This window comes from Pseudomonas sp. PA1(2017), from assembly GCF_001945375.1.
In the GTDB taxonomy this organism is placed as follows: Bacteria; Pseudomonadota; Gammaproteobacteria; order Pseudomonadales; family Pseudomonadaceae; genus Aquipseudomonas.
The window spans coordinates 40,029-58,900 of record NZ_MSXU01000011.1 but is presented as its reverse complement, the minus strand read 5'-3'; the positions used below and the strand labels follow the sequence as shown (position 1 = coordinate 58,900).

Below are 18,872 nucleotides of genomic sequence, written 5' to 3'. Positions count from 1 at the left end.
TCGTGCTCAAGTCTGCCGCTGTTGACCGGGTTCCTGGTCGGTCGCGTCGCCAATCGGCTTCACCTCGATATCGGTGATCTCGCTGGGCAACTCGCTGCTGTGCAGCGATTCGACGTGGTAGCGGGCTTGTTCGGGCGTAAGCACCGAAGCTGCGGCCTGTACCTCCGTGGATTTCTTCTGCTTGCCAAGCCGGTAGCTGACGAGAAAGTAGTGATTTCTGGACATCCGAACCTCCTTTCGTCGTGCGCCTCGGGCGCGGGCGGCGTGCTCGCCTGTCAGAACAGTAGAGAGACCGGCGTTGCACGGCGTTCAGGTTTTTCGCCCAGCGGTACGTTGGCAAAAAAGGCAAACCTCTGGCCGCGGTGCGGGTCGATTGCACAAGCGCAGGCGAGCGCTGCGCTGGACTTCCTGAACGAGCAGGCTGGAGCGAACGACTTGAGTTTCTGGGACGCGGTACTGGCCACGCTGGCCAACGAATTTTCCGATCTGAGCACCCCCGAGCAGTTCACCCAAGTGACCCTGCGCCTGTTACTGGCGGCATTGCTGGGCGGCCTGCTGGGGCTCGAGCGCGAGACCAGCGGCAAGGCTGCCGGCGTGCGCACCCACATGCTGGTGGCCATCGGTTCGGCGATGTTCGTGCTGGTGCCGGCGCAGATGGGCGCCGAGCATGACGCCATGAGCCGGGTCATCCAGGGCTTGGTCGCCGGTATCGGATTCCTGTGCGCCGGCACCATCCTCAAGGGTGATTCGATGAACCAGGTCAAGGGCCTGACCACCGCTGCCGGTATCTGGCTGACCGCCGCCATCGGCATTACCGTGGGCATGGGGCGCGAGGCTACGGCGGTGCTGGCCACGCTCCTGGCGCTGTTCATCTTCAACACCGTGCCGCACCTGATTGCCTGGCTGGAGAAACGCGCGCGCAGATGACGGGAACGTCTCCGAGCTTGCAGCGCTCTTATGGAGTACCTCGTGAAAATGGGAGCCTGGTATGTTCCGTAATTTCAAGGGATGCATTGCCTGGACGGACGCCATGAAGGATGGCCAGCACTACGTTGGCCTGATCGAGTACCAACCCAAATGCGCCGGCGCTGCGGTGCAGCTGCTCTGGGTGCCGGCCTTGGGCTCGGTATGCGAGAGCGAGGCGGAAACCGCTGCCGACAATATGCTTCGGCAGATCCGCGACATCACCATCGACGGCGACGTGATCTACCGCGACGGCATTGCATTGTAGGCTCCCAACTCCCTCCCGGCGCGAGCCCGCGCCACCGCCGCCGGGTCCTCCGGCGGATCATTGAAACTTTTGTTTTTACCGGCCAGTCACCCGTAAAGGCCAACATTACGGGAGATCGCCACATGGCGCGTGCAATCTGGAAAGGGGCGATCAGTTTCGGGCTGGTTCACATTCCCGTGTCGCTGGTTTCGGCCACCGAATCCACAGGCATCGACTTCGACTGGCTGGATGCGCGCAGCATGGAGCCGGTCGGCTACAAGCGCGTCAACAAGGCCACCGGCAAGGAAGTCGACAAGGAGCACATCGCCAAGGGTGTGCAGGTGGAGAAGGGCCGCTACGTGATCATCAGCGAAGACGAGATTCGCGCTGCTCATCCGGAATCCACCCAGACCATCGACATCTTCGGTTTTCTCGATGCCGAGAACATCCCCCTGCAGAACATCGAGCGGCCCTATTACCTGGCGCCGGACAAGCGCGGCGAAAAGGTCTATGCGCTCCTGCAGCAGACCCTCAAAAGCTCCGGCAAGGTGGCGCTCGCCAACGTGGTATTGCACGTCAAGCAGCACCTGGCGGCGGTGATGGTCGACGGCGATGCGCTGCTGCTGGTGATGCTGCGCTGGCCCGATGAAGTGCGTGGCCTGGATACCCTGGAGCTGAGTGCGGCGGTGACCGGCGCCAAGCTCAGCAAGGGCGAGCGCGACATGGCCAAGCGCCTGGTGCGCGACATGACCGTCGAGTGGTCGCCCGACGAGTATCAGGACACCTTCCGCGACAAGATCATGAAACTGGTCGAGAAGAAGGCCAAGGCCGGCAAGATCGAAGACGTGGAAAGCGGCGAGCGCAAGCCGCCCAGCAAGAGCGCCGACGTCATCGACCTTACCGACTTGCTCAAACGTAGCCTTGAGGGCAATTCCAGTAAACCGGCGCGCAAACGCTCGTCCAAGTGAGGTGAGCGGCCATGGCCAAGGCAACCAGTGCATACAACCGCAAGCGCAATTTCGATTCCACCAGCGAGCCTCGCGAACCTGCGCGGCGCAGCCGGGCCAAGGCGGGTGCGTTGACGTTCGTGGTGCAGAAGCATGATGCCCGGCACCTGCATTATGACTTTCGTCTGGAGCTGGAAGGCACCCTGAAAAGCTGGGCCGTGCCCAAGGGCCCGAGCCTGGATCCGAGTCAGAAACGTTTGGCCGTGCATGTCGAGGATCACCCGCTGGCTTATGCCAGCTTCGAGGGCAGCATCGCCGAGGGCAATTATGGCGCAGGGGACGTGATCGTCTGGGATCACGGTATCTGGCAGCCCGAGGGCGATCCGGTTGCCGGGTATGAAGCCGGCAAGCTCAAGTTCACTTTGATCGGTGAAAAGCTCAGTGGCGCCTGGACGCTGGTGCGCACGCGCCTGAAGGGCAGCGGCGACAAGCAGCAATGGCTGCTGATCAAGGAGCAGGATGACGTGGCCCGGCCTGCAGCCGAGTACGACATCGTCAGCGAGCTGCCGGCCAGCGTGATAAGTGGCGAGCTGGTTGGTGGCATGGAAAAGCCCGCCGCCAATCAGGCGCAGAAAACCCGATCGCGCAGCGAGCCAAAGGCGCAGCCGAGCCGCAAGAAAGCCGCCGAGGTGGCCATGCCGGACAGCCTGTCGCCAGAGCTGGCCACCCTGGTCGAATCGCCGCCGGCCGGCGACTGGCTCTACGAGATCAAGTACGACGGCTACCGTATCATGGCCCGCGTCAAAGAAGGCGAGGTGACCCTATTCAGCCGCAACGGCCATGACTGGACGGCCCGTATGGCGCCCCAGGCAAAAGCGCTGGAAAAGCTCAAGCTCGGCGACAGCTGGCTGGACGGCGAGGCTGTGGTGCTCGATGAACAGGGCATGCCGGATTTCCAGGCGCTGCAGAACGCTTTCGATGACGCCCGCAGCGGCGACATCCTGTATTTCCTGTTCGACGCGCCCTGGCTAGATGGCGTCGACCAGCGCGAGTTGCCGGTCGAGCAGCGCCGCAAGGCGCTGCAGCAGAAACTGCCCAAACGCAAAGGTCCGCTACGGTTTTCCGAGGCCTTCGAGGTCGATCATCAGAGTGTGCTGGGCAGTGCCTGTGCCCTGGGCCTGGAAGGGGTGATCGGCAAGCGCGCTGGCAGCCCGTACCGGTCCTCGCGCAGCGCCGACTGGATCAAGCTCAAGTGCCGGCAGCGCCAGGAGTTCGTGGTGGTCGGTTTCACCAAGCCCCAGGGCAGCCGCTCGGGCTTCGGTGCGCTGCTGCTGGCGGTCAACGAGGCGAAGGGCCTGCGCTACGCCGGGCGGGTTGGCACCGGCTTCAACGAGACGCTGCTCGCCAACTTGCACAAGCGCATGAAAGCGCTGGCGCGTGATGACTCGCCGCTGCACAAGCAGCCAGGCGCGGCCCAGCGCCGTGGCGTGCAGTGGATCGAGCCGCAACTGGTGGTCGAGGTGGCCTTTGCCGGCTGGACCGGAGAAGGCCTGGTGCGTCAGGGCACCTTCGTTGGCGAGCGCAGCGACAAGCCGGCCGAGCAGATCGTCGAGGAGCAGGTAGCGTCAGCCAAGGATGTGGAAGAGGGTGCGTCAGTAAGGAAAGCGCCCGGCAGGGTTTCGGCGCGCAAAGGGCGTGAGCAGATTAGCGAGGTCTCGGTCAGCCATCCCGAGCGGGTCATCGACGAGCAGAGCGGCACCACCAAAGCGCAGCTCGCACGTTTCTACGCCGAAATTGCCGACTGGCTGCTGCCCGACGTACGCAACCGGCCGGTATCGTTGCTGCGCGCACCAGCCGGCGTGGGCGGCGAACAGTTCTTCCAGAAGCATGCCGAGCGCCTGGCGATTCCCAATATCCGTCATCTGGATGCCGACCTCGACCCAGGCCATGACCGCTTGATGGCCATCGACAGCCTGCCGGCCCTGGTCGGCGCGGTGCAGATGGGCGCCATCGAGTTGCACACCTGGAATACCGCTTACGCCAGCATCGAACGGCCGGACCGGCTGATCCTCGACCTCGACCCGGATCCGGCGCTGCCCTGGCGCGCCGTGCTGGAGGCCACGCGGCTGAGCCTTTCGGTGCTCGACGAGCTGGGCCTGGAAACCTTCGTGAAAACCAGCGGCGGTGCCGGCATGCACCTGGTGGTGCCGCTGGCCCGGCATGTCGACTGGGACACGTTGAAGGCATTCGGCAAAGCGATCTCGCAATTCATGGCCAGCGAGTTGCCGGATCGCTTCAGCGCCCGCATGGGCCCGAAGAACCGCATCGGCAAGGTCTACCTGGATTACCTGCGCAACGGCCGCGGTGCCAGCACCGTGGCTGCCTATTCGGTGCGCGCGCGGCATGGCTTGCCGGTATCGGTACCGATCAACCGCGAGGAGCTGGGGCAGTTGCGCGACTCGAAGCAGTGGCATATCGGCAACCTTCAAGAGCGGTTGGCCAAGCTGAAGGGTGATCCCTGGGATGGTTATGCCAATCGTCAGCGCATTACCCAGGCGATGTGGAGGAAGCTCGGCACCGAGTCTCTCTGAGAGCCTGTTCACGACCTTGCGGCTCGACTTCAGCGTATTGACTGCAACGTGGCTGTAGCGGTCGTTATTCAATCCACTGTAGGAGCCGCGACCTCGCGGCGATTCGTTCAGGCACCGTCGATAGGCGTTCAGGCTGCAATCGTTTCGCCCCGAGGTCGGGGCTCCCACAGGTTGGCTTGGGTGACTGCTTCTGCCTTGTAGCAGCCAATTTGATCTCGCCCTAAAAGATCGTGTGCAGTTTCCGAGGCGCATCTGCCTCGCCTCGGAAACTATGAACTTTGGCAAACACGCCAGGTTCGGAGATAGACAGGTCGCGGCACCCCGCAGCGCCTCGTCGACGTGCAAGGCAACGGCGCCTCTCAGGCCGAGAGTCTGCACTCGATGGGGCGTTAAAGGGCGCTCGGCAAATCCGCATTCAGGTACGCACTGTCGCGTACAGCCCGTGGCGTGCCACGGTGCAACAGCTTATACGCCTGCCAGGCGTGAGGAGCCCGTTTCGATGCCGTCCGCTGATCCGCAAGCCGCTTTTCTGCAAGAACCCGTTCGTCTCAGCCATCGCCAGCTGTCGCTGGAACAGGCGCTGGATTTACCGCGCCTGGCCATCGAGGAGGTCGAGCCGCAGGTCGAACAGGGGCGCTTCGCTGCCAAGGCCATCGCCGGGGATCGGGTCACGGTCAGCGCGCTGATCTTCGCCGATGGCCACGACAAGCTGGCCGGTGAGGTGCTGTGGCGCGACGTGGGCGCGTCGGACTGGCACCGTGAACCGCTGGTGGATGTCGGCCTCGAGCGCTGGCAGGCCGAGATCACTCCGCAGCGGGTCGGCGAGGTGGAGTTCCTCATCGAGGCCTGGTGGGACATCTACGCCAGTTACTGCTACGAGCTGTCGAAGAAATTCGGCGCCGGGGTGACCATCAACCTCGAGTTGCAGGAAGGCCAGGCCTTGCTGCGCGAGGCCGCTGATCGGGCCGAGGGCGATCTGGCCGTCAGCCTGCTGGCGCTGTGCGATGAGCTGCAGGAGTTGCAAAGCCTGGACGAACGCGTAGCGCTGTTGCTGGCGCCCGAAACCGTAGCCCTGGTGCGCCGCGCCGAAGGCCATCCGCATCGCACCCGCAGCGCCACCTATCTGCTCGATGTGGAGCGTCCGCTGGCGCGCTTCGCCAGCTGGTACGAGCTGTTTCCCCGTTCGGAAACCGACGACCCCGAGCGCCATGGCACCTTGCGTGACGTAATCGGGCGCTTGCCGGCGATCCAGGCGATGGGGTTCGACGTGCTGTATTTCCCGCCGATTCATCCTATCGGCACTACCCATCGCAAGGGCCGCAACAACTCGCTGAGCGCGGGGCCGGACGATCCCGGCAGCCCCTACGCCATCGGCAGCCCGGACGGCGGCCACGAGGCCATTCACCCGCAGCTCGGCACCCGCGAGGATTTCGTCGCGCTGGTCGAGGCGGCACGCGAGCACGATCTGGAAATCGCCCTGGATTTCGCCATCCAGTGCTCGCCCGATCACCCATGGCTCGAGCAGCACCCCGGCTGGTTCAGCTGGCGCCCGGACGGCACCATCCGCCATGCCGAAAACCCGCCGAAGAAATACGAAGACATCGTCAACGTCGACTTTTACGCCAGGGACGCGGTGCCCGACCTGTGGCTGGCGCTGCGCGACGTGGTGCGCGGCTGGGTAGAACTGGGCGTGTACCAGTTTCGCGTCGACAACCCGCACACCAAGCCGCTGCCGTTCTGGGAATGGCTGATCGCCGATATCCGCAAGACCCATCCGCAGGTGATGTTTCTCGCCGAAGCTTTCACCCGCCCGGCGATGATGGCGCGTTTGGGCAAGGTGGGCTTTACCCAGAGCTACACTTATTTCACCTGGCGCAACACCAAGGCCGAGCTGGAAGGCTACCTGACCCAGCTCAACGAGGCGCCCTGGCGCGATTGCTATCGCCCCAACTTCTTCGTCAACACGCCGGACATCAACCCGTACTTCCTGCACCACAGCGGCCGTGCCGGCTTTCTGATCCGCGCCGCGCTGGCGACCATGGGCTCGGGGCTGTGGGGTATGTATTCGGGCTTCGAGATCTGCGAATCCCTGCCGGTGCCGGGCAAAGAGGAATACCTGGATTCGGAGAAATACGAAATTCGTGTGCGCGACTACCAGGCGCCGGGCAACATCGTCGCCGAAATCGCCCAGCTCAATCGTATCCGCCGGCAGAACCCGGCGTTGCAGACTCACCTGGGGTTTCAGGCTTACACCTGCTGGAACGACAACATCCTGTATTTCGGCAAGCGCACCGCCGATCGTGAGAACTTCATCCTGGTGGCCGTCAGCCTAGACCCGCACAACGCTCAGGAGGCGCACTTCGAGTTGCCGCTGTGGGAACTGGGCCTGGATGACCACGCTACTACCCACGGTGAAGACCTGATGACCGGCCACACCTGGCACTGGTACGGCAAGACGCAGTGGATGCGCATCGAGCCCTGGCATCAGCCGTTCGGCATCTGGCGCATCCGCGTGGCGAGCTGAGGAGCCGGTCGATGGCGCGCCGAGCCTGGTGCTGCACCTTTACCGATGACCGCTGCGGATCGGGCCACTCGATGGCTTGTTCACTTGGTCGTCCTCTGGCATCTACTGGCTTCTGCTCGCCGAGGAGGCGCAAATGACCAGCTCGCATTCAACATCGGTCGACCCCATGCCGGAGCTGACCACCCTGGTGATCAACGACCAACTCGGCGAGTTGCTGCAATTGCCGGCTCGCGCGACCCTGGAGCAGCAGGCGCTGCCGGCCTACCTGCCCAAGCGCCGCTGGTTCTCCGGCGGGGCCGAGGACGTGAAGCAGGTCAAGCTGCTGTATGCCGTCCCGTTCGGCAGCGCGGATCAACCTTACGTGCTCAGTGAAGTGGAGGTGGTGCGCCAGTGCGGCAGTATCGAGCACTATCAGGTGCCGCTCGGCTACGTAGGCGAGCAGGACCTCGGCAGCGGCCTGCCGCAACAACTGGCCCTGGCCCGACTGCGTCGCGGTGGTCAGCTGGGACTGCTTACCGATGGCTATACGCTGCCGGGTTTCGTGCGCCATGTGATGGGCCAATTGGGCGAGCGCAGCGTGCTGGGCTGGCAGGGCAGCGAGATCCAGTTCTTGCCCACCGCGCGCCTGCAGGAGCTGGGCGACCTGAGCAATGCCAAGGTCAAGCTGATCTCCGCGGAGCAGTCCAACAGCTCGGCGATCATTGATGAGCAAGCCGTGCTCAAGCTGGTACGTCGCGTGCTGCCGGGCATCCACCCGGAGGCAGAGATCGGCGGTTACCTGACGGCAGCCGGCTTCGAGCACATTGCACCGCTGCTTGGCGAAGTGCGCCGCGTGGACGAGCAGGGCGTGCCCCACACGCTGATGATCCTGCAGGGTTACCTGCACAATCAGGGCGATGCCTGGCAGTGGACGCTGAACAACCTGGAGCGCGCGGTTCGCGAAGAACTGGCCGGCGGGCATGTCGAAACGGAGAACCGGCATGGCGCCCTGGCCGAGCTGGAAACCTTCGCCGGCCTGTTGGGCAAGCGCCTGGGTGAGATGCATGTCGCCCTCGGCCAGGCCAGCGACAACCCGGACTTCGGCTACCACGAGACCGGCGACGCCGAAGTGGCCGAGTGGTCGCAGAACATCACCGCGCAGGTACGTGAAGCGCTGAAGGTGATCGCCGAGGGCCGCGGGCACTTGCCGGGTGAAGCCGCCAACCAGGCAGACTGGCTGGCCGCCCGCCATGAGCAGATTCTCGAACGGGTCGAAGACTTGGCGCGGCGTTCGGCGGGCGGCATCCGCATGCGCGTGCATGGCGACCTGCACCTGGGCCAGGTGCTGGTGGTGCAGGGCGACGCCTACCTGATCGATTTCGAAGGTGAACCGACCCGCACCCTGGAAGAGCGACGCGCTTTCTACAGCCCGCTCAAGGATGTCGCCGGCATGTTGCGCTCCTTCGACTACGCGGCCGCCATGGCCATGCGCAGCGCACAGAGCGCCGACGCCACGGCCGAGGCCGAGCAGGCCTGCCAGCATATCGCCGGGCTGTATCGCAGCCAGGCCAGAACCGCATTCAATGAAGCCTACCGGCTGGCGGCTGCCGATCTGCCCCACGCCTGGCACGACCGTGAAGGTGAAGTGGCAGCCCTGGCGCTGTTTTGCATCGAGAAGGCGGCTTACGAAATTCTGTATGAAGCGCGCTATCGTCCCGATTGGCTGGAAGTTCCGGTGCAAGGGTTGATAGAGCTGAGCAAGTATCTCTTGGGGAGCGGTAAACGATGAGTAATGGAGAAACCGAACGCCAGGTGGCGGGTATCGAGCGCGCCGCCGTCGAGGCCCTGATACGGGGCGAGCATGGCGATCCGTTTTCGATTCTGGGCCCCCATGCATTCGCCCACGGGCTGACCATCCGCGCCTACCTGCCCGGCGCCCTCGGCGTCGAGCTGATCCATGCGGTGAGTGGCGAGGTGCTCGGCACCCTGGAACAGTCCAGCGTGCCGGGGCTGTTCAGCATACGCATCGAGCAGCAGGTGCCGTATCGCTACCGCATCCAGTGGGGTACTGGCGTACAGGAAACCGAGGATCCTTACGCCTTCGGTCAGCTGCTCGGCGAGATGGACCTGTACCTGTTCGCCGAGGGCAACCATCGTGAGCTGGGCAAGAGCCTGGGCGCTCAGTTCACCACTCACGAAGGCGTGCAGGGCGTGCGTTTTTCGGTATGGGCGCCCAATGCCCGACGGGTGTCGGTGGTCGGCCACTTCAACGGCTGGGATGGCCGCCGCCATCCGATGCGCCTGCGCCAGCCCAGCGGCGTGTGGGAGCTGTTCATTCCGCGCCTGGCGCCCGGCGAAGTCTACAAATACGAGATTCTTGGCCGCGATGGATTGCTGCCGCTCAAGGCGGACCCCATGGCGCTGGCCAGCGAGTTGCCGCCGGCCACTGGTTCGGTAGTTTCTGCACCGCTGCAGTTCGACTGGCACGATGACCATTGGCTGGAGCAGCGCCAGGCCCAGCAGGGCTACCAGGCGCCGATGTCGATCTATGAATTGCATGCCGGCTCCTGGCGCCGCGAGGGCGGCGAGAATGGCCGCCTGCTGAGCTGGCGTGAGCTGAGCGAACAGCTGATTCCCTACGTGCAGCAGTTGGGCTTCACCCATATCGAGCTGATGCCGATCATGGAGCACCCGTTCGGCGGCTCCTGGGGTTATCAATTGCTGTCGCAATTCGCCCCGACCGCTCGCTATGGCAGCCCGGCGGATTTCGCCGCCTTCGTCGACGCCTGCCACCAGGCCGGCATTGGCGTGATCCTCGACTGGGTGCCCGCGCATTTCCCCACCGACGCCCACGGCCTGGGCCAGTTCGACGGCACCGCGCTCTATGAGTATGCCCATCCCTTCGAGGGCTTCCACCAGGATTGGGATACCTACATCTACAACCTGGGCCGCACCGAGGTGCACGGCTTCATGCTGGCCTCGGCACTGCACTGGCTGCGCACCTACCATATCGACGGGCTGCGCGTGGATGCCGTGGCCTCGATGCTCTACCGCGATTATTCGCGCAAGGACGGCGAGTGGATCCCCAACCGTTTCGGCGGGCGCGAGAACCTGGAAAGCATCGACTTCCTGCGCCATCTCAACGACGTGGTCGCCCAGGAAGTGCCTGGCGCACTGGTGATCGCCGAGGAATCGACTGCCTGGCCGGGTGTCAGCCGACCGACCCAGGAAGGCGGCCTGGGCTTTTCCTACAAATGGAACATGGGCTGGATGCACGACAGCCTCAAATACGCCGCCGAGGATCCGCTGCACCGTCGCCACCACCACCATCAGCTGACTTTCGGCCTGCTTTACGCCTTTTCCGAGCATTTCGTGCTGCCCATCTCCCACGACGAAGTGGTGCACGGCAAGCGCTCCCTGCTCGACAAGATGCCCGGCGATCGCTGGCAGAAGTTCGCCAACCTGCGCCTGTACCTGAGCTTCATGTGGAGCCATCCCGGCAAGAAGCTGCTGTTCATGGGCTGCGAGTTCGGCCAGTGGCGCGAGTGGAACCACGACCACGAACTGGACTGGTATCTGCTGCGCTACGGCGAGCACAAGGGCGTTCAGCAACTGGTCAGCGATCTCAACGGGCTGTACCGCCACGAGCCGACGCTGCACCAGCTCGACGGCAGCGCCGAAGGTTTCGCCTGGCTGATCGGCGATGACGCCAGTAACAGCGTGTTCGCCTGGTTGCGTCATGACGGGAGCGGCGCACCGCTGCTGGTGGTGCACAACTTCACGCCCGAGCCGCGCAACGGCTACCGTGTGGGTGTGCCGAAAGAAGGCGCCTGGCACGTGCTGCTCAACAGCGATGCCGAGCGTTATGCCGGCTCCAATGCCGGCAGCCAGGGCGGGCTGTTCAGCGAGGGGGTGGCCAGCCATGGTCAGCCACAATCGCTGAGCCTGGATCTGCCACCGCTGGGTACGCTGGTCATCAAGCCGCAGTAAGGCAAAGAGGGGTGGGTCGATTGCTCGGCCCAGCCCTCTGGCGATCAGCTGCGGGCCTCGTTGAGGCCACCGCGATCCTTACACGTAAGGCTGTTCAGCGAACCCTCTGGGCAGGCGGTTGCGACCCGGCAGGTCGGCCAGGCGTTGCTGCCAGGAGGTGCGCCAATCGGTACGCGGCTGCGCGACCTTGGATTTGCGTGCGGCGCGGCGTGCGGCGTTGCGGGTGTCGCGACGCGCCTGCTTGTACACCTCGGTGTTGCGGCAGTTACGGCATTTCACCTGATTCAGCTCTCTGCTGGAGGCGAGTTTTTCGCCGTGGGTGCCACAGGCGAGATGACCGTCGATCTTGTAATGGGTAACCATGGTGGATCTCCTTGCTCATATCGATCCTGGAGCGCAACCCGCTCCTCGTCCGCAGGCCAGGTATCGCGGGCCTTCTTGATGGGTAGACCGCTTCGCTTGTCGGTCGGTTCGAACCGCTTACGCCTGGCCGCGAGCGCCTGAGACCGAAATAATCGCGGACGGCGCGGCGTTGACGTTGTCAGAGGCTCAAACCCGATCATCCCGAGGAGCCACTGGTGAGGTGTTTTTTCCTGCGTTCATTCGCTGCGTTATCGATTCTGCTGCTGGCCGGTTGTGCCTCCCAGTCACGGGGGCCGGCGCCGAAACCGGCCGAAGTGCGCGCGCAGATCGTACGGCTGATGCCGATCAATACGCCGGATCGTGGAGGCTGGGCCGCCGATATCTACGCCGCCTTCGCCGCCCAAGACATCGCGCCGACCACCGAGAACATTTGCGCCGTGCTGGCGGTGACCGAACAGGAATCGACCTTCAACGCCGACCCGCCGGTGCCGGGGCTGGCAAAGATCGCCCGGGCGGAAATCGACCGCCGCGCCGCCAGCCTGCACATCCCTAGGTTGTTGGTGAATGCCGCGCTGCGCATCGAGTCGCCGACCGGCAGGACCTACCAGCAGCGGCTGGACAGCGTGCGCACCGAAAAGCAGCTGAGCGAAATCTTCGACGACTTCACCGGCATGGTGCCCCTCGGTCGCCAACTCTTCGGTACCCTCAACCCCGTGCGCACAGGCGGGCCGATGCAGGTCAGCATCGCCTTCGCCCAGGCCAATGCCGAGGGCTATCCCTATCCGCCGGACGGCTCGATCCGCCGCGAGGTGTTCAGCCGCCGTGGCGGCATGTACTTCGGCATCGCCCACCTGCTGGGCTATCCGGCCAATTACCCGAAACCGCTGTACCGCTTCGCCGACTTCAACGCCGGCTGGTATGCCAGCCGCAACGCTGCCTTCCAGAATGCCGTCACCAGTGCCTCGGGGATTGCGTTGGCGCTGGACGGCGACCTGATCATCCACGGCAGCAGCAAGGCCAGTGCCACCGAACTGGCAGTACGCTCCCTGGGCGAGCGCCTGGATATGAGCGACCGCGCGGTTCGCCGCGATCTGGAGGAGGGCGATAGCCTGGATTTCGAGGACAGCCGCCTGTACGAGCGGGTGTTCGCCCTGGCCGACGCAGCGGAGGGCAAGCCGGTACCGCGCGAGCTGCTGCCGGGCATCGTGCTCAAGAGCCCGAAGATCACCCGCCGGCTGACCACCGCCTGGTTCGCCGATCGCGTCGATACGCGCCACCAGCGTTGCATGGCACGGGCCAGATGAACGGTTGCTCAAAACTTCCAGAAAGGGCACCCCAGGTCGGTTAGCATCACCAGTCCACACACCGTGGCGCTGGAGCAGGCATGAGCGCGCAGAGTTGGGTCGATCTGGCCCAGGACGCAGACACCGGTATCGAGACCATCCGCGCGCATTTTCGCGGGCACGCCTATGATCCCCACTGGCACGACGCCTATCTGGTCGGTTTCACCGAACAGGGCGTGCAGCAGTTCAATTGCCGCAAGCAGTTGAACAGCAGCCTGGCGGGCCAGGTCTTCCTGCTCGAGCCCGGCGAACTGCACGACGGCCACGCGCCGGAGCCGGAAGGCTTCACCTACTCGATGCTGTACCTGGATACCCAGTGGCTGGAGCGTGAGCTGCGCAGCCTGTTCGAGCAGGCGCCAGCCGACTGCCTGCCGGGTTTCGGCGCCACCCTGGCCAGCGACCCGCGCCTGCTGGCCTCGGTGGTCGAAGCGTTCGGCGCCCTGCATCGCCAGGAGCTGCGCATGGTCAGGCAGTCTGCCCTCGACGGCCTGCTGGCGGGCCTCACCGAACGTCTGCACTGGCGTCGCCGCCTGGATGTCGACCCGCGCCTGCCGCTGGTGGCGCAGCGTGCGCGGGACTTCCTGCATGACCAGCACACCCGCGATATCGGCCTGGATGACCTGGCCGCGGCCTGCGGCGTTGATCGCTTTCGGCTGAGCCGCGCCTTCAAGGCCGCCTTCGGCCTGGCGCCCCATGCCTATCTGGTGCAACTGCGCCTGGCCCGTGCGCGGCACCTGCTCTCCCGCGGCGAGCCGCCGGTGCAGGTGGCGGCGATTCTCGGCTTTGCCGACCAAAGCCACCTGGGCCGCTGGTTTCGCCGCGCCTACGGCATCACCCCGGCGAACTATCAGCGCCGCTGCTCAAAGCTTCCAGACCGCTGAGGCGCTTGCGCCGATGATCAGGGCTCGGATCGTTCAGGAGCCCGTTCATGACTCAGCTGTTGCCCTTCATGCTGTTCGCCTTCGTCGCCTCCATCACCCCGGGGCCCACCAACGTGCTGGTGCTGGGCAGCAGCGCCCGATACGGCGTGGCCGCGACCCTGCCGCTGGTACTCGGTGCCTGTTTCGGCGCTGCGGCCATCGTGGTGGCGGTGGGGCTCGGCCTCGGTGAGCTGCTGCAGCAGCATCCGCGTCTGCAATGGGCGATGGCCTGGTTCGGTGTGCTGTGGCTGAGCTACCTGGCCTGGCGCATCTTCAGCAGCCCCGCGGCAGCGCTGGATGGTGCGGCCGCGGCGGACGAAAAACGCCTCGGTCTGTTCGCCGGCGCGGCGCTGCAACTGGTCAACCCCAAGACCTGGATGATGGCCCTGGCGGTGGTCAGCGTGTTCGCCACACCGGGGCCCGGCCAAGCGCTGCGCGTGGCGTTGCTGGCGGCGATCTTCCTGGCTATTTCCCTGCCGTGCCTGGGGTGCTGGGCGCTACTGGGGCGCGGCGCCGCACGGCTATTCACCTCGGCACGGGCCATGGGCCGCTTCAATCAGGTCATGGCCGTGCTGCTCCTGGTCTCGGCCTGGCTGGGTGCGCCGCTATGAACCGCTGACGCGCTGAGGGCGATGTTCCTAAGCAAGTGTTGAGTTGCTCACGAACCCTGTGGGAAACGCGACCTCGCGGCGAATCGCGAGCACGACGCCGTCATCGCTGTAGGGCCGCAATCGATTTCGCGCCGGGGTCGACGCTCCCACGCGGGCGTTGGGATGCTCGCGATCATTGTAGGAGACGCGACCCGCGGCGAATCGTGAGCACCGCGCCATTCACGCGGTATGGCCGCAGTCGCCTTCGCGCCGGGGGTGACGCTCCCACGCGGGCGTTGGGATGCTCGCGGTCATTGTAGGAGCCGCGCCCCGCGGCGAATCGTGAGCACGGCACCGTTCTCGCGGTAGGGCCGCAATCGGTTTCGCGCCGGGGGCGACGCTCCCGCTCGGGCGTTGGGATGCTCGCGATCATTGTAGGAGCCGCGACCCGCGGCGAATCGTGAGCACGGCACCGTTCTCGCGGTAGGACCGCAATCGCTTTCGCGCCGGGGGCGACGCTCCCGCTCGGGCGTTGGGATGCTCGCGATCATTGTAGGAGACGCGACCCGCGGCGAATCGTGAGCACGGCACTGTTCTCGCGGTAGGGCCGCAATTGCCTTCGCGCCGGGTCGGCGCTCCCACACGATTGGTGGTGCATCCGCGATCGCGTAGGAGACGCGACCTCGCGGCGAATCGTGAGCACGACGCCAGGGCCGCAATCGTTTTCGCGCAGAAGGCCGCTTCTACCGCCCGCGAAACGCCTCCAGACGCTGGCGCTGCCTGCCTTGCGCGTCGAAATTTTCCGAGGCCAGCCAGCGTACAAAGGCATCGCGAATCGCCGGCCACTCGCCATCGATGATCGAGAACCAGGCGGTGTCGCGGTTCTGGCCCTTGATCACTGCATGCTGGCGGAACAGCCCCTCCTGGGTGAAGCCCAGCCGCTCGGCAGCACGCACCGACCGCGCGTTGCGTGCATTGCATTTCCATTCCAGGCGACGATTGCCAAGCTCGTCCATGGCCTGCCTCATCAGCAGCAAGATCGCTTCGGTGGAGGCGGGCGAGCGCTGCATGGCGCGGCCAAAAGCGATATGGCCGATCTCGATGCAGCCATCGGCCGGGGCGATGCGCAGGAAGCTGAGCAGCCCTACGGCACGTTTTGACGCGGCGTCGATCACCGTGAAAAACAGGGGATCGTCGCTCGCCTGCTTGCCCGCGAGCCAGGCGTCGAAGGCACTGCGTTCGGCGAACGGGCCGTAGGGCAGGTAATCCCACAAAATGGGGTCACTGTCCGGGCCTTGCAGGGCAAGCCATAGGTCCTCGCCGTGACGCTGGGCGTCGAGCGGCTCCAGACGCACGAAGCGACCGTCAAGTGGCGCGCGGGGTGGTGGTGGGACGGGTTGCCAGTCGAGCAGGGTATCGTCGGTCATGGTCGGCTCCTGATCACAATTTCTTGCGGTACTGCACGAAGCCGGGGCACTCGGCGATGCGGTCGTACAGCTGCATGGCGGTGGTGTTGCTCTCGTGGGTCAGCCAGTGCACCCGTGAGGCGCCGGCCTGGCGGGCCTGGGCGTAGACGTGCTCGATCAGCCCGCGGCCAATGCCGCCGCCGCGCACCTGCTCGTCGACGAACAGATCCTGCAGGTAGCAGTAATCGCCCTCCGTCCAGCAGGAACGATGGAAGATCCAGTGCACCATGCCGATTGCACGGCCATCGCGCCAGGCCAGGGCCGCATGCATTGGCTCACTGGCGTCGAGAAAGCGCTGCCAGGTCAGCTGGCTGGCGGCCTCGGGAATCTCGGTGGCGTAGAAGCGTTGGTAGCCCTGCCAGAGGGGCAGCCAGGCGACGTGATCGTCAGCGGTAACGGCGCGTATTTCCATCCTCGGTCTCCTGTTTTTAGCGAGTGATTCGGTCAGCCATGCGCTGCGCCAGGGCGCGGTCGCGGGAATCGAAGCTGGCGGTGAGGCCGTCGCGCACGCCGTGCTGGTCGGCTTCGCTGCGGTTCTGGCCGAGCTTCCACTTGCCTTCCAGGCGCTCGATGGGCAGGGTGAAGCCGACGATGGCGCGCAGCATGCCGGCGATGTAGTCCTGCGGTGCATCGGCGATCGTCCAGGGTTGTGGGCGCGATTGCTCATGGCGGTCGGTCAACTCGCCGAGCAGGTTCAGCAGGCGTTCGGCGTCGTCGAACACTTCGGCGCGCCCATAGGCGTGCACGGCGATGTAGTTCCAGGTCGGCACCACCTTGCCGTGCTCGGCCTTGGCCGGGTACCAGGACGGGCTGACGTAGGCATCGGCGCTGCTGAACACCACCAGCGCCTCGCCACCTTCGGCCAGCAGTCGTGCATGGGGATTGGCCCGCGCCAGGTGACCGTACAGCGTGCCGTGGGCACCTTGCTCCGGGCGCAGCAGCAAGGGCAGGTGGCTGGCCTGCAGGCCGCTCTCGCCATGGCTGATCAGGGTGGCCAGGCGGCAGGCCTGGATCTCCCGGTGCAGGGTGGCGAGGTCGTGCTGGCGAAAGGCGGAGGGTGTGTACATGGGCCGTTTCCTGAAGGGGATGACGTCATCCTAGATTTGTGATTGGTCTGTTGTAAGATCCATTTTCAGTGACTTTCATGGAGCCAATCGATGGCCGCTTCAGCTCCGCTTCCCGTCGACCTCACCGGCCTGTGCCTGCAGCCCGGCGCGGGCCTGGCGCGTCAGCTGTACCAGGCATTGCGCGAGCGCATGCTCGACGGGCGCCTACCGGGTGGCACGCGTCTGCCGGCCAGCCGCCAATTGGCCGAGCTGCTGGGCGTGTCACGCAATACCGTCAACCGCGCCCTGGATCAGCTGTATGCCGAGGGCTACGTGCAGGCGCGGGTCGGCGACGGCACCTATGTGGCCGATCTCGCTGCCGGCGCGCCGCTGCCTGCGGCGATCCCGTCGAGCGAGGTCAGCAGCAGTGCCTTGCAGCGGCTGGAGAACTTTCACCTGCCGCCGCACCTGCCGGGGCCGCCACGGGCATTTCGCGTCGGGGTGCCGGCCTTCGACCTGTTTCCCTATGAAACCTGGGCGCGCCTGGCTGCGCGTTTCTGGCGGCGACCGGCGCCAGCGCTGCTGGGCTACGGCGACCCGGCGGGCGATGGCCAGCTGCGCGAGTTGATCGCCGCCTACCTGCGCAGCAGTCGCGGCCTGCAGTGCGACCCGGGGCAGATCGTCATCACATGCGGCGCGCAGCAGGCCATCAGCCTGTGCACCCAGTTGCTGCTCGAGCCCGGCGACCGGGTCGCCCTGGAGGATCCCGGCTACCGCGCCGCGGCCCACGCGTTCAGCGTCGCCGGGGCTCGGCTCGAAGGCATCGGTATCGACAGCGAGGGCCTGGATGTCGCCGCCCTGGAGCGGGCCGGGCCCTGTCGGCTGGCCTACGTCACGCCATCGCACCAGTACCCGACCGGGGTGACGCTGTCGTTGCCCAGGCGTCTGGCCCTGCTCGACTGGGCCGAGCGCAACGATGCCTGGATCATCGAGGACGACTACGACGGTGAATACCGCTACAGCGGCACGCCGCTGGCCCCGCTCGCGGCACTGGACCGCGGCCAGCGCGTGCTGTACGTCGGCACCTTCAGCAAGATCGTCTTCCCGGCACTGCGCCTGGGTTATCTGGTGGTGCCGCCGCGCCTAGCCCAGGCCTTCGCCCGGCGGCGCGGGGTGGACATGCGCCATTCCGATATCGGCACCCAGGCGGTGATGGCCGAGTTCATCGCCGCCGGGCATTTCCAGCGGCATATCCGCCGCATGCGCAACGCCGCCCGGTCACGGCGTGACGCCTTGCTCGCCGGCTGGCCGGCGCTGGTGCCCGGCTGTGCACCGCTGCCGGAGGTGCACGCCGGCCTGCACCTGAGCGTGCGCTGCGAGAGCCTGGCGCGGGAGCACGAGCTGATCGCCGCCGCAGCGGGCTTCGGCGTGGAAATCAACCCACTCAGCGTGCAGTGGTTGCCCGAAGGCAACACGCCGGCGGATCAGCGCGCCGGGCTGGTGATGGGTTTTGCCGCAGTGCCGGAACGGGCCATTGCCGAAGCGCTGCAGGCGCTGCGCAAGGCGTGGCAGTTGCCGGATTGAGGGCAACTGCCGGTCATATCTGCCGCTGCTTGGGTTTCTTCTCGTCATTTGGCGGTTCGATGCCCCAGTCGCCATCCAGGTACCAGTCTTCGCCGAACAGCTCGATAGGGTGCTGGGTGCGGCTGGCGCCGTTGCCGCATTCCAGATCGGTGGCGCTGCAGTAACGGTCGCAGCCCCAGCACACGCGCTCGGGGTTACTCGGTTGCAGGGGGAATTTCTTGGCCATCTCGCGTACTCCGCTGGGCGTCGATCCCAGCCTAGCGCGGTGCGGCGGCGGTGCCTTGACCGGGATCAGTCCGATCCCGGTCAAGGCAACCGG

General features: G+C 65.5%; 17 protein-coding genes. 11 read left to right on the top strand and 6 right to left on the bottom strand.

Annotation, left to right across the window (positions count from 1 at the left end; translation table 11 throughout):
- Positions 1 to 6: 6 nt before the first annotated feature.
- Complete coding sequence (locus tag BVH01_RS16735; RefSeq protein WP_075931431.1) at positions 7 to 225, bottom strand: hypothetical protein; 219 nt, start codon at positions 223 to 225, stop codon at positions 7 to 9.
- A 210-nt stretch (positions 226 to 435) separates the two neighbouring features.
- Between BVH01_RS16735 and BVH01_RS16730 the strand changes: the two genes are divergently transcribed.
- The 7 genes from BVH01_RS16730 (at position 436) to glgB (ending at position 11,241) form a co-directional block, all read left to right on the top strand.
- Positions 436 to 927: an MgtC/SapB family protein gene (locus BVH01_RS16730; protein ID WP_075931430.1), complete on the top strand. Its 492-nt coding sequence runs from the start codon at positions 436 to 438 to the stop codon at positions 925 to 927.
- Positions 928 to 988: 61 nt separating this feature from the next.
- Entirely contained in the window at positions 989 to 1,231 is a 243-nt protein-coding gene (locus tag BVH01_RS16725; protein WP_075931429.1) for a hypothetical protein, read from the top strand.
- A 122-nt stretch (positions 1,232 to 1,353) separates the two neighbouring features.
- Complete coding sequence (locus BVH01_RS16720; RefSeq protein WP_075931428.1) at positions 1,354 to 2,178, top strand: Ku protein; 825 nt, start codon at positions 1,354 to 1,356, stop codon at positions 2,176 to 2,178.
- A gap of 11 nt (positions 2,179 to 2,189) precedes the next feature.
- Positions 2,190 to 4,748, top strand: a complete 2,559-nt coding sequence (gene ligD, locus BVH01_RS16715; RefSeq protein ID WP_075931427.1) for a DNA ligase D — start codon at positions 2,190 to 2,192, stop codon at positions 4,746 to 4,748.
- Positions 4,749 to 5,247: 499 nt separating this feature from the next.
- Positions 5,248 to 7,272, top strand: a complete 2,025-nt coding sequence (locus tag BVH01_RS16710) for an alpha-1,4-glucan--maltose-1-phosphate maltosyltransferase (RefSeq protein ID WP_256562792.1) — start codon at positions 5,248 to 5,250, stop codon at positions 7,270 to 7,272.
- Between the two features lie 133 nt (positions 7,273 to 7,405).
- A complete protein-coding gene (locus tag BVH01_RS16705) occupies positions 7,406 to 9,040 on the top strand; it encodes a putative maltokinase (RefSeq protein ID WP_075931426.1) in 1,635 nt (544 codons plus the stop codon).
- The gene (gene glgB, locus BVH01_RS16700; RefSeq protein ID WP_075931425.1) at positions 9,037 to 11,241 is read left to right on the top strand and encodes a 1,4-alpha-glucan branching protein GlgB; all 2,205 of its coding nucleotides are present in this window, start codon (positions 9,037 to 9,039) and stop codon (positions 11,239 to 11,241) included. The genes BVH01_RS16705 and glgB overlap by 4 nt, the downstream gene beginning before the upstream one ends.
- A gap of 78 nt (positions 11,242 to 11,319) precedes the next feature.
- On the opposite strand, the gene BVH01_RS16695 is transcribed toward glgB, so the two are convergent.
- The gene (locus BVH01_RS16695) at positions 11,320 to 11,604 is read right to left on the bottom strand and encodes a hypothetical protein (protein WP_075931424.1); all 285 of its coding nucleotides are present in this window, start codon (positions 11,602 to 11,604) and stop codon (positions 11,320 to 11,322) included.
- 215 nt (positions 11,605 to 11,819) lie between these two features.
- Between BVH01_RS16695 and BVH01_RS16690 the strand changes: the two genes are divergently transcribed.
- The 3 genes from BVH01_RS16690 to BVH01_RS16680 all read left to right on the top strand — a co-directional run bounded on the left by BVH01_RS16690 (position 11,820) and on the right by BVH01_RS16680 (position 14,478).
- Positions 11,820 to 12,908, top strand: coding sequence for a DUF1615 domain-containing protein (locus tag BVH01_RS16690; protein ID WP_139317860.1), 1,089 nt, complete (start codon positions 11,820 to 11,822; stop codon positions 12,906 to 12,908).
- 80 nt (positions 12,909 to 12,988) lie between these two features.
- On the top strand, positions 12,989 to 13,828 hold the full coding sequence (locus tag BVH01_RS16685) for an AraC family transcriptional regulator (RefSeq protein WP_075931422.1): 840 nt from the start codon (positions 12,989 to 12,991) through the stop codon (positions 13,826 to 13,828).
- Between the two features lie 47 nt (positions 13,829 to 13,875).
- The gene (locus BVH01_RS16680; protein ID WP_075931421.1) at positions 13,876 to 14,478 is read left to right on the top strand and encodes a LysE family translocator; all 603 of its coding nucleotides are present in this window, start codon (positions 13,876 to 13,878) and stop codon (positions 14,476 to 14,478) included.
- Between the two features lie 722 nt (positions 14,479 to 15,200).
- On the opposite strand, the gene BVH01_RS16675 is transcribed toward BVH01_RS16680, so the two are convergent.
- Genes BVH01_RS16675 through BVH01_RS16665 form a run of 3 tightly spaced genes read right to left on the bottom strand, consistent with a single transcriptional unit; the run spans position 15,201 to position 16,990 of the window.
- A complete protein-coding gene (locus BVH01_RS16675) occupies positions 15,201 to 15,884 on the bottom strand; it encodes a GNAT family N-acetyltransferase (RefSeq protein WP_075931420.1) in 684 nt (227 codons plus the stop codon).
- Positions 15,885 to 15,897: 13 nt separating this feature from the next.
- Positions 15,898 to 16,335 (bottom strand): GNAT family N-acetyltransferase, encoded by a 438-nt coding sequence (locus tag BVH01_RS16670; RefSeq protein WP_075931419.1) that lies wholly within the window; start codon positions 16,333 to 16,335, stop codon positions 15,898 to 15,900.
- Between the two features lie 16 nt (positions 16,336 to 16,351).
- Positions 16,352 to 16,990: an FMN-binding negative transcriptional regulator gene (locus BVH01_RS16665; RefSeq protein ID WP_075931418.1), complete on the bottom strand. Its 639-nt coding sequence runs from the start codon at positions 16,988 to 16,990 to the stop codon at positions 16,352 to 16,354.
- A 90-nt stretch (positions 16,991 to 17,080) separates the two neighbouring features.
- Between BVH01_RS16665 and BVH01_RS16660 the strand changes: the two genes are divergently transcribed.
- Entirely contained in the window at positions 17,081 to 18,553 is a 1,473-nt protein-coding gene (locus BVH01_RS16660; protein WP_075931417.1) for a PLP-dependent aminotransferase family protein, read from the top strand.
- Positions 18,554 to 18,566: 13 nt separating this feature from the next.
- Here the strand turns inward: BVH01_RS16660 and BVH01_RS16655 are convergent, their stop codons facing one another.
- On the bottom strand, positions 18,567 to 18,779 hold the full coding sequence (locus BVH01_RS16655) for a DUF3079 domain-containing protein (RefSeq protein WP_075931416.1): 213 nt from the start codon (positions 18,777 to 18,779) through the stop codon (positions 18,567 to 18,569).
- Between the last annotated feature and the right edge of the window lie 93 nt (positions 18,780 to 18,872).

What these genes read in the sequence shown, in the direction of transcription:
- BVH01_RS16735 (WP_075931431.1), bottom strand. Translation starts at nt 225, where the DNA reads ATGTCCAGAAATCACTACTTTCTCGTCAGCTACCGGCTTGGCAAGCAG.
- BVH01_RS16725 (WP_075931429.1), top strand. Translation starts at nt 989, where the DNA reads ATGTTCCGTAATTTCAAGGGATGCATTGCCTGGACGGACGCCATGAAG.
- BVH01_RS16720 (WP_075931428.1), top strand. Translation starts at nt 1,354, where the DNA reads ATGGCGCGTGCAATCTGGAAAGGGGCGATCAGTTTCGGGCTGGTTCAC.
- ligD (WP_075931427.1), top strand. Translation starts at nt 2,190, where the DNA reads ATGGCCAAGGCAACCAGTGCATACAACCGCAAGCGCAATTTCGATTCC.
- BVH01_RS16710 (WP_256562792.1), top strand. Translation starts at nt 5,248, where the DNA reads ATGCCGTCCGCTGATCCGCAAGCCGCTTTTCTGCAAGAACCCGTTCGT.
- BVH01_RS16705 (WP_075931426.1), top strand. Translation starts at nt 7,406, where the DNA reads ATGACCAGCTCGCATTCAACATCGGTCGACCCCATGCCGGAGCTGACC.
- glgB (WP_075931425.1), top strand. Translation starts at nt 9,037, where the DNA reads ATGAGTAATGGAGAAACCGAACGCCAGGTGGCGGGTATCGAGCGCGCC.
- BVH01_RS16695 (WP_075931424.1), bottom strand. Translation starts at nt 11,604, where the DNA reads ATGGTTACCCATTACAAGATCGACGGTCATCTCGCCTGTGGCACCCAC.
- BVH01_RS16685 (WP_075931422.1), top strand. Translation starts at nt 12,989, where the DNA reads ATGAGCGCGCAGAGTTGGGTCGATCTGGCCCAGGACGCAGACACCGGT.
- BVH01_RS16680 (WP_075931421.1), top strand. Translation starts at nt 13,876, where the DNA reads ATGACTCAGCTGTTGCCCTTCATGCTGTTCGCCTTCGTCGCCTCCATC.
- BVH01_RS16675 (WP_075931420.1), bottom strand. Translation starts at nt 15,884, where the DNA reads ATGACCGACGATACCCTGCTCGACTGGCAACCCGTCCCACCACCACCC.
- BVH01_RS16670 (WP_075931419.1), bottom strand. Translation starts at nt 16,335, where the DNA reads ATGGAAATACGCGCCGTTACCGCTGACGATCACGTCGCCTGGCTGCCC.
- BVH01_RS16665 (WP_075931418.1), bottom strand. Translation starts at nt 16,990, where the DNA reads ATGTACACACCCTCCGCCTTTCGCCAGCACGACCTCGCCACCCTGCAC.
- BVH01_RS16660 (WP_075931417.1), top strand. Translation starts at nt 17,081, where the DNA reads ATGGCCGCTTCAGCTCCGCTTCCCGTCGACCTCACCGGCCTGTGCCTG.
- BVH01_RS16655 (WP_075931416.1), bottom strand. Translation starts at nt 18,779, where the DNA reads ATGGCCAAGAAATTCCCCCTGCAACCGAGTAACCCCGAGCGCGTGTGC.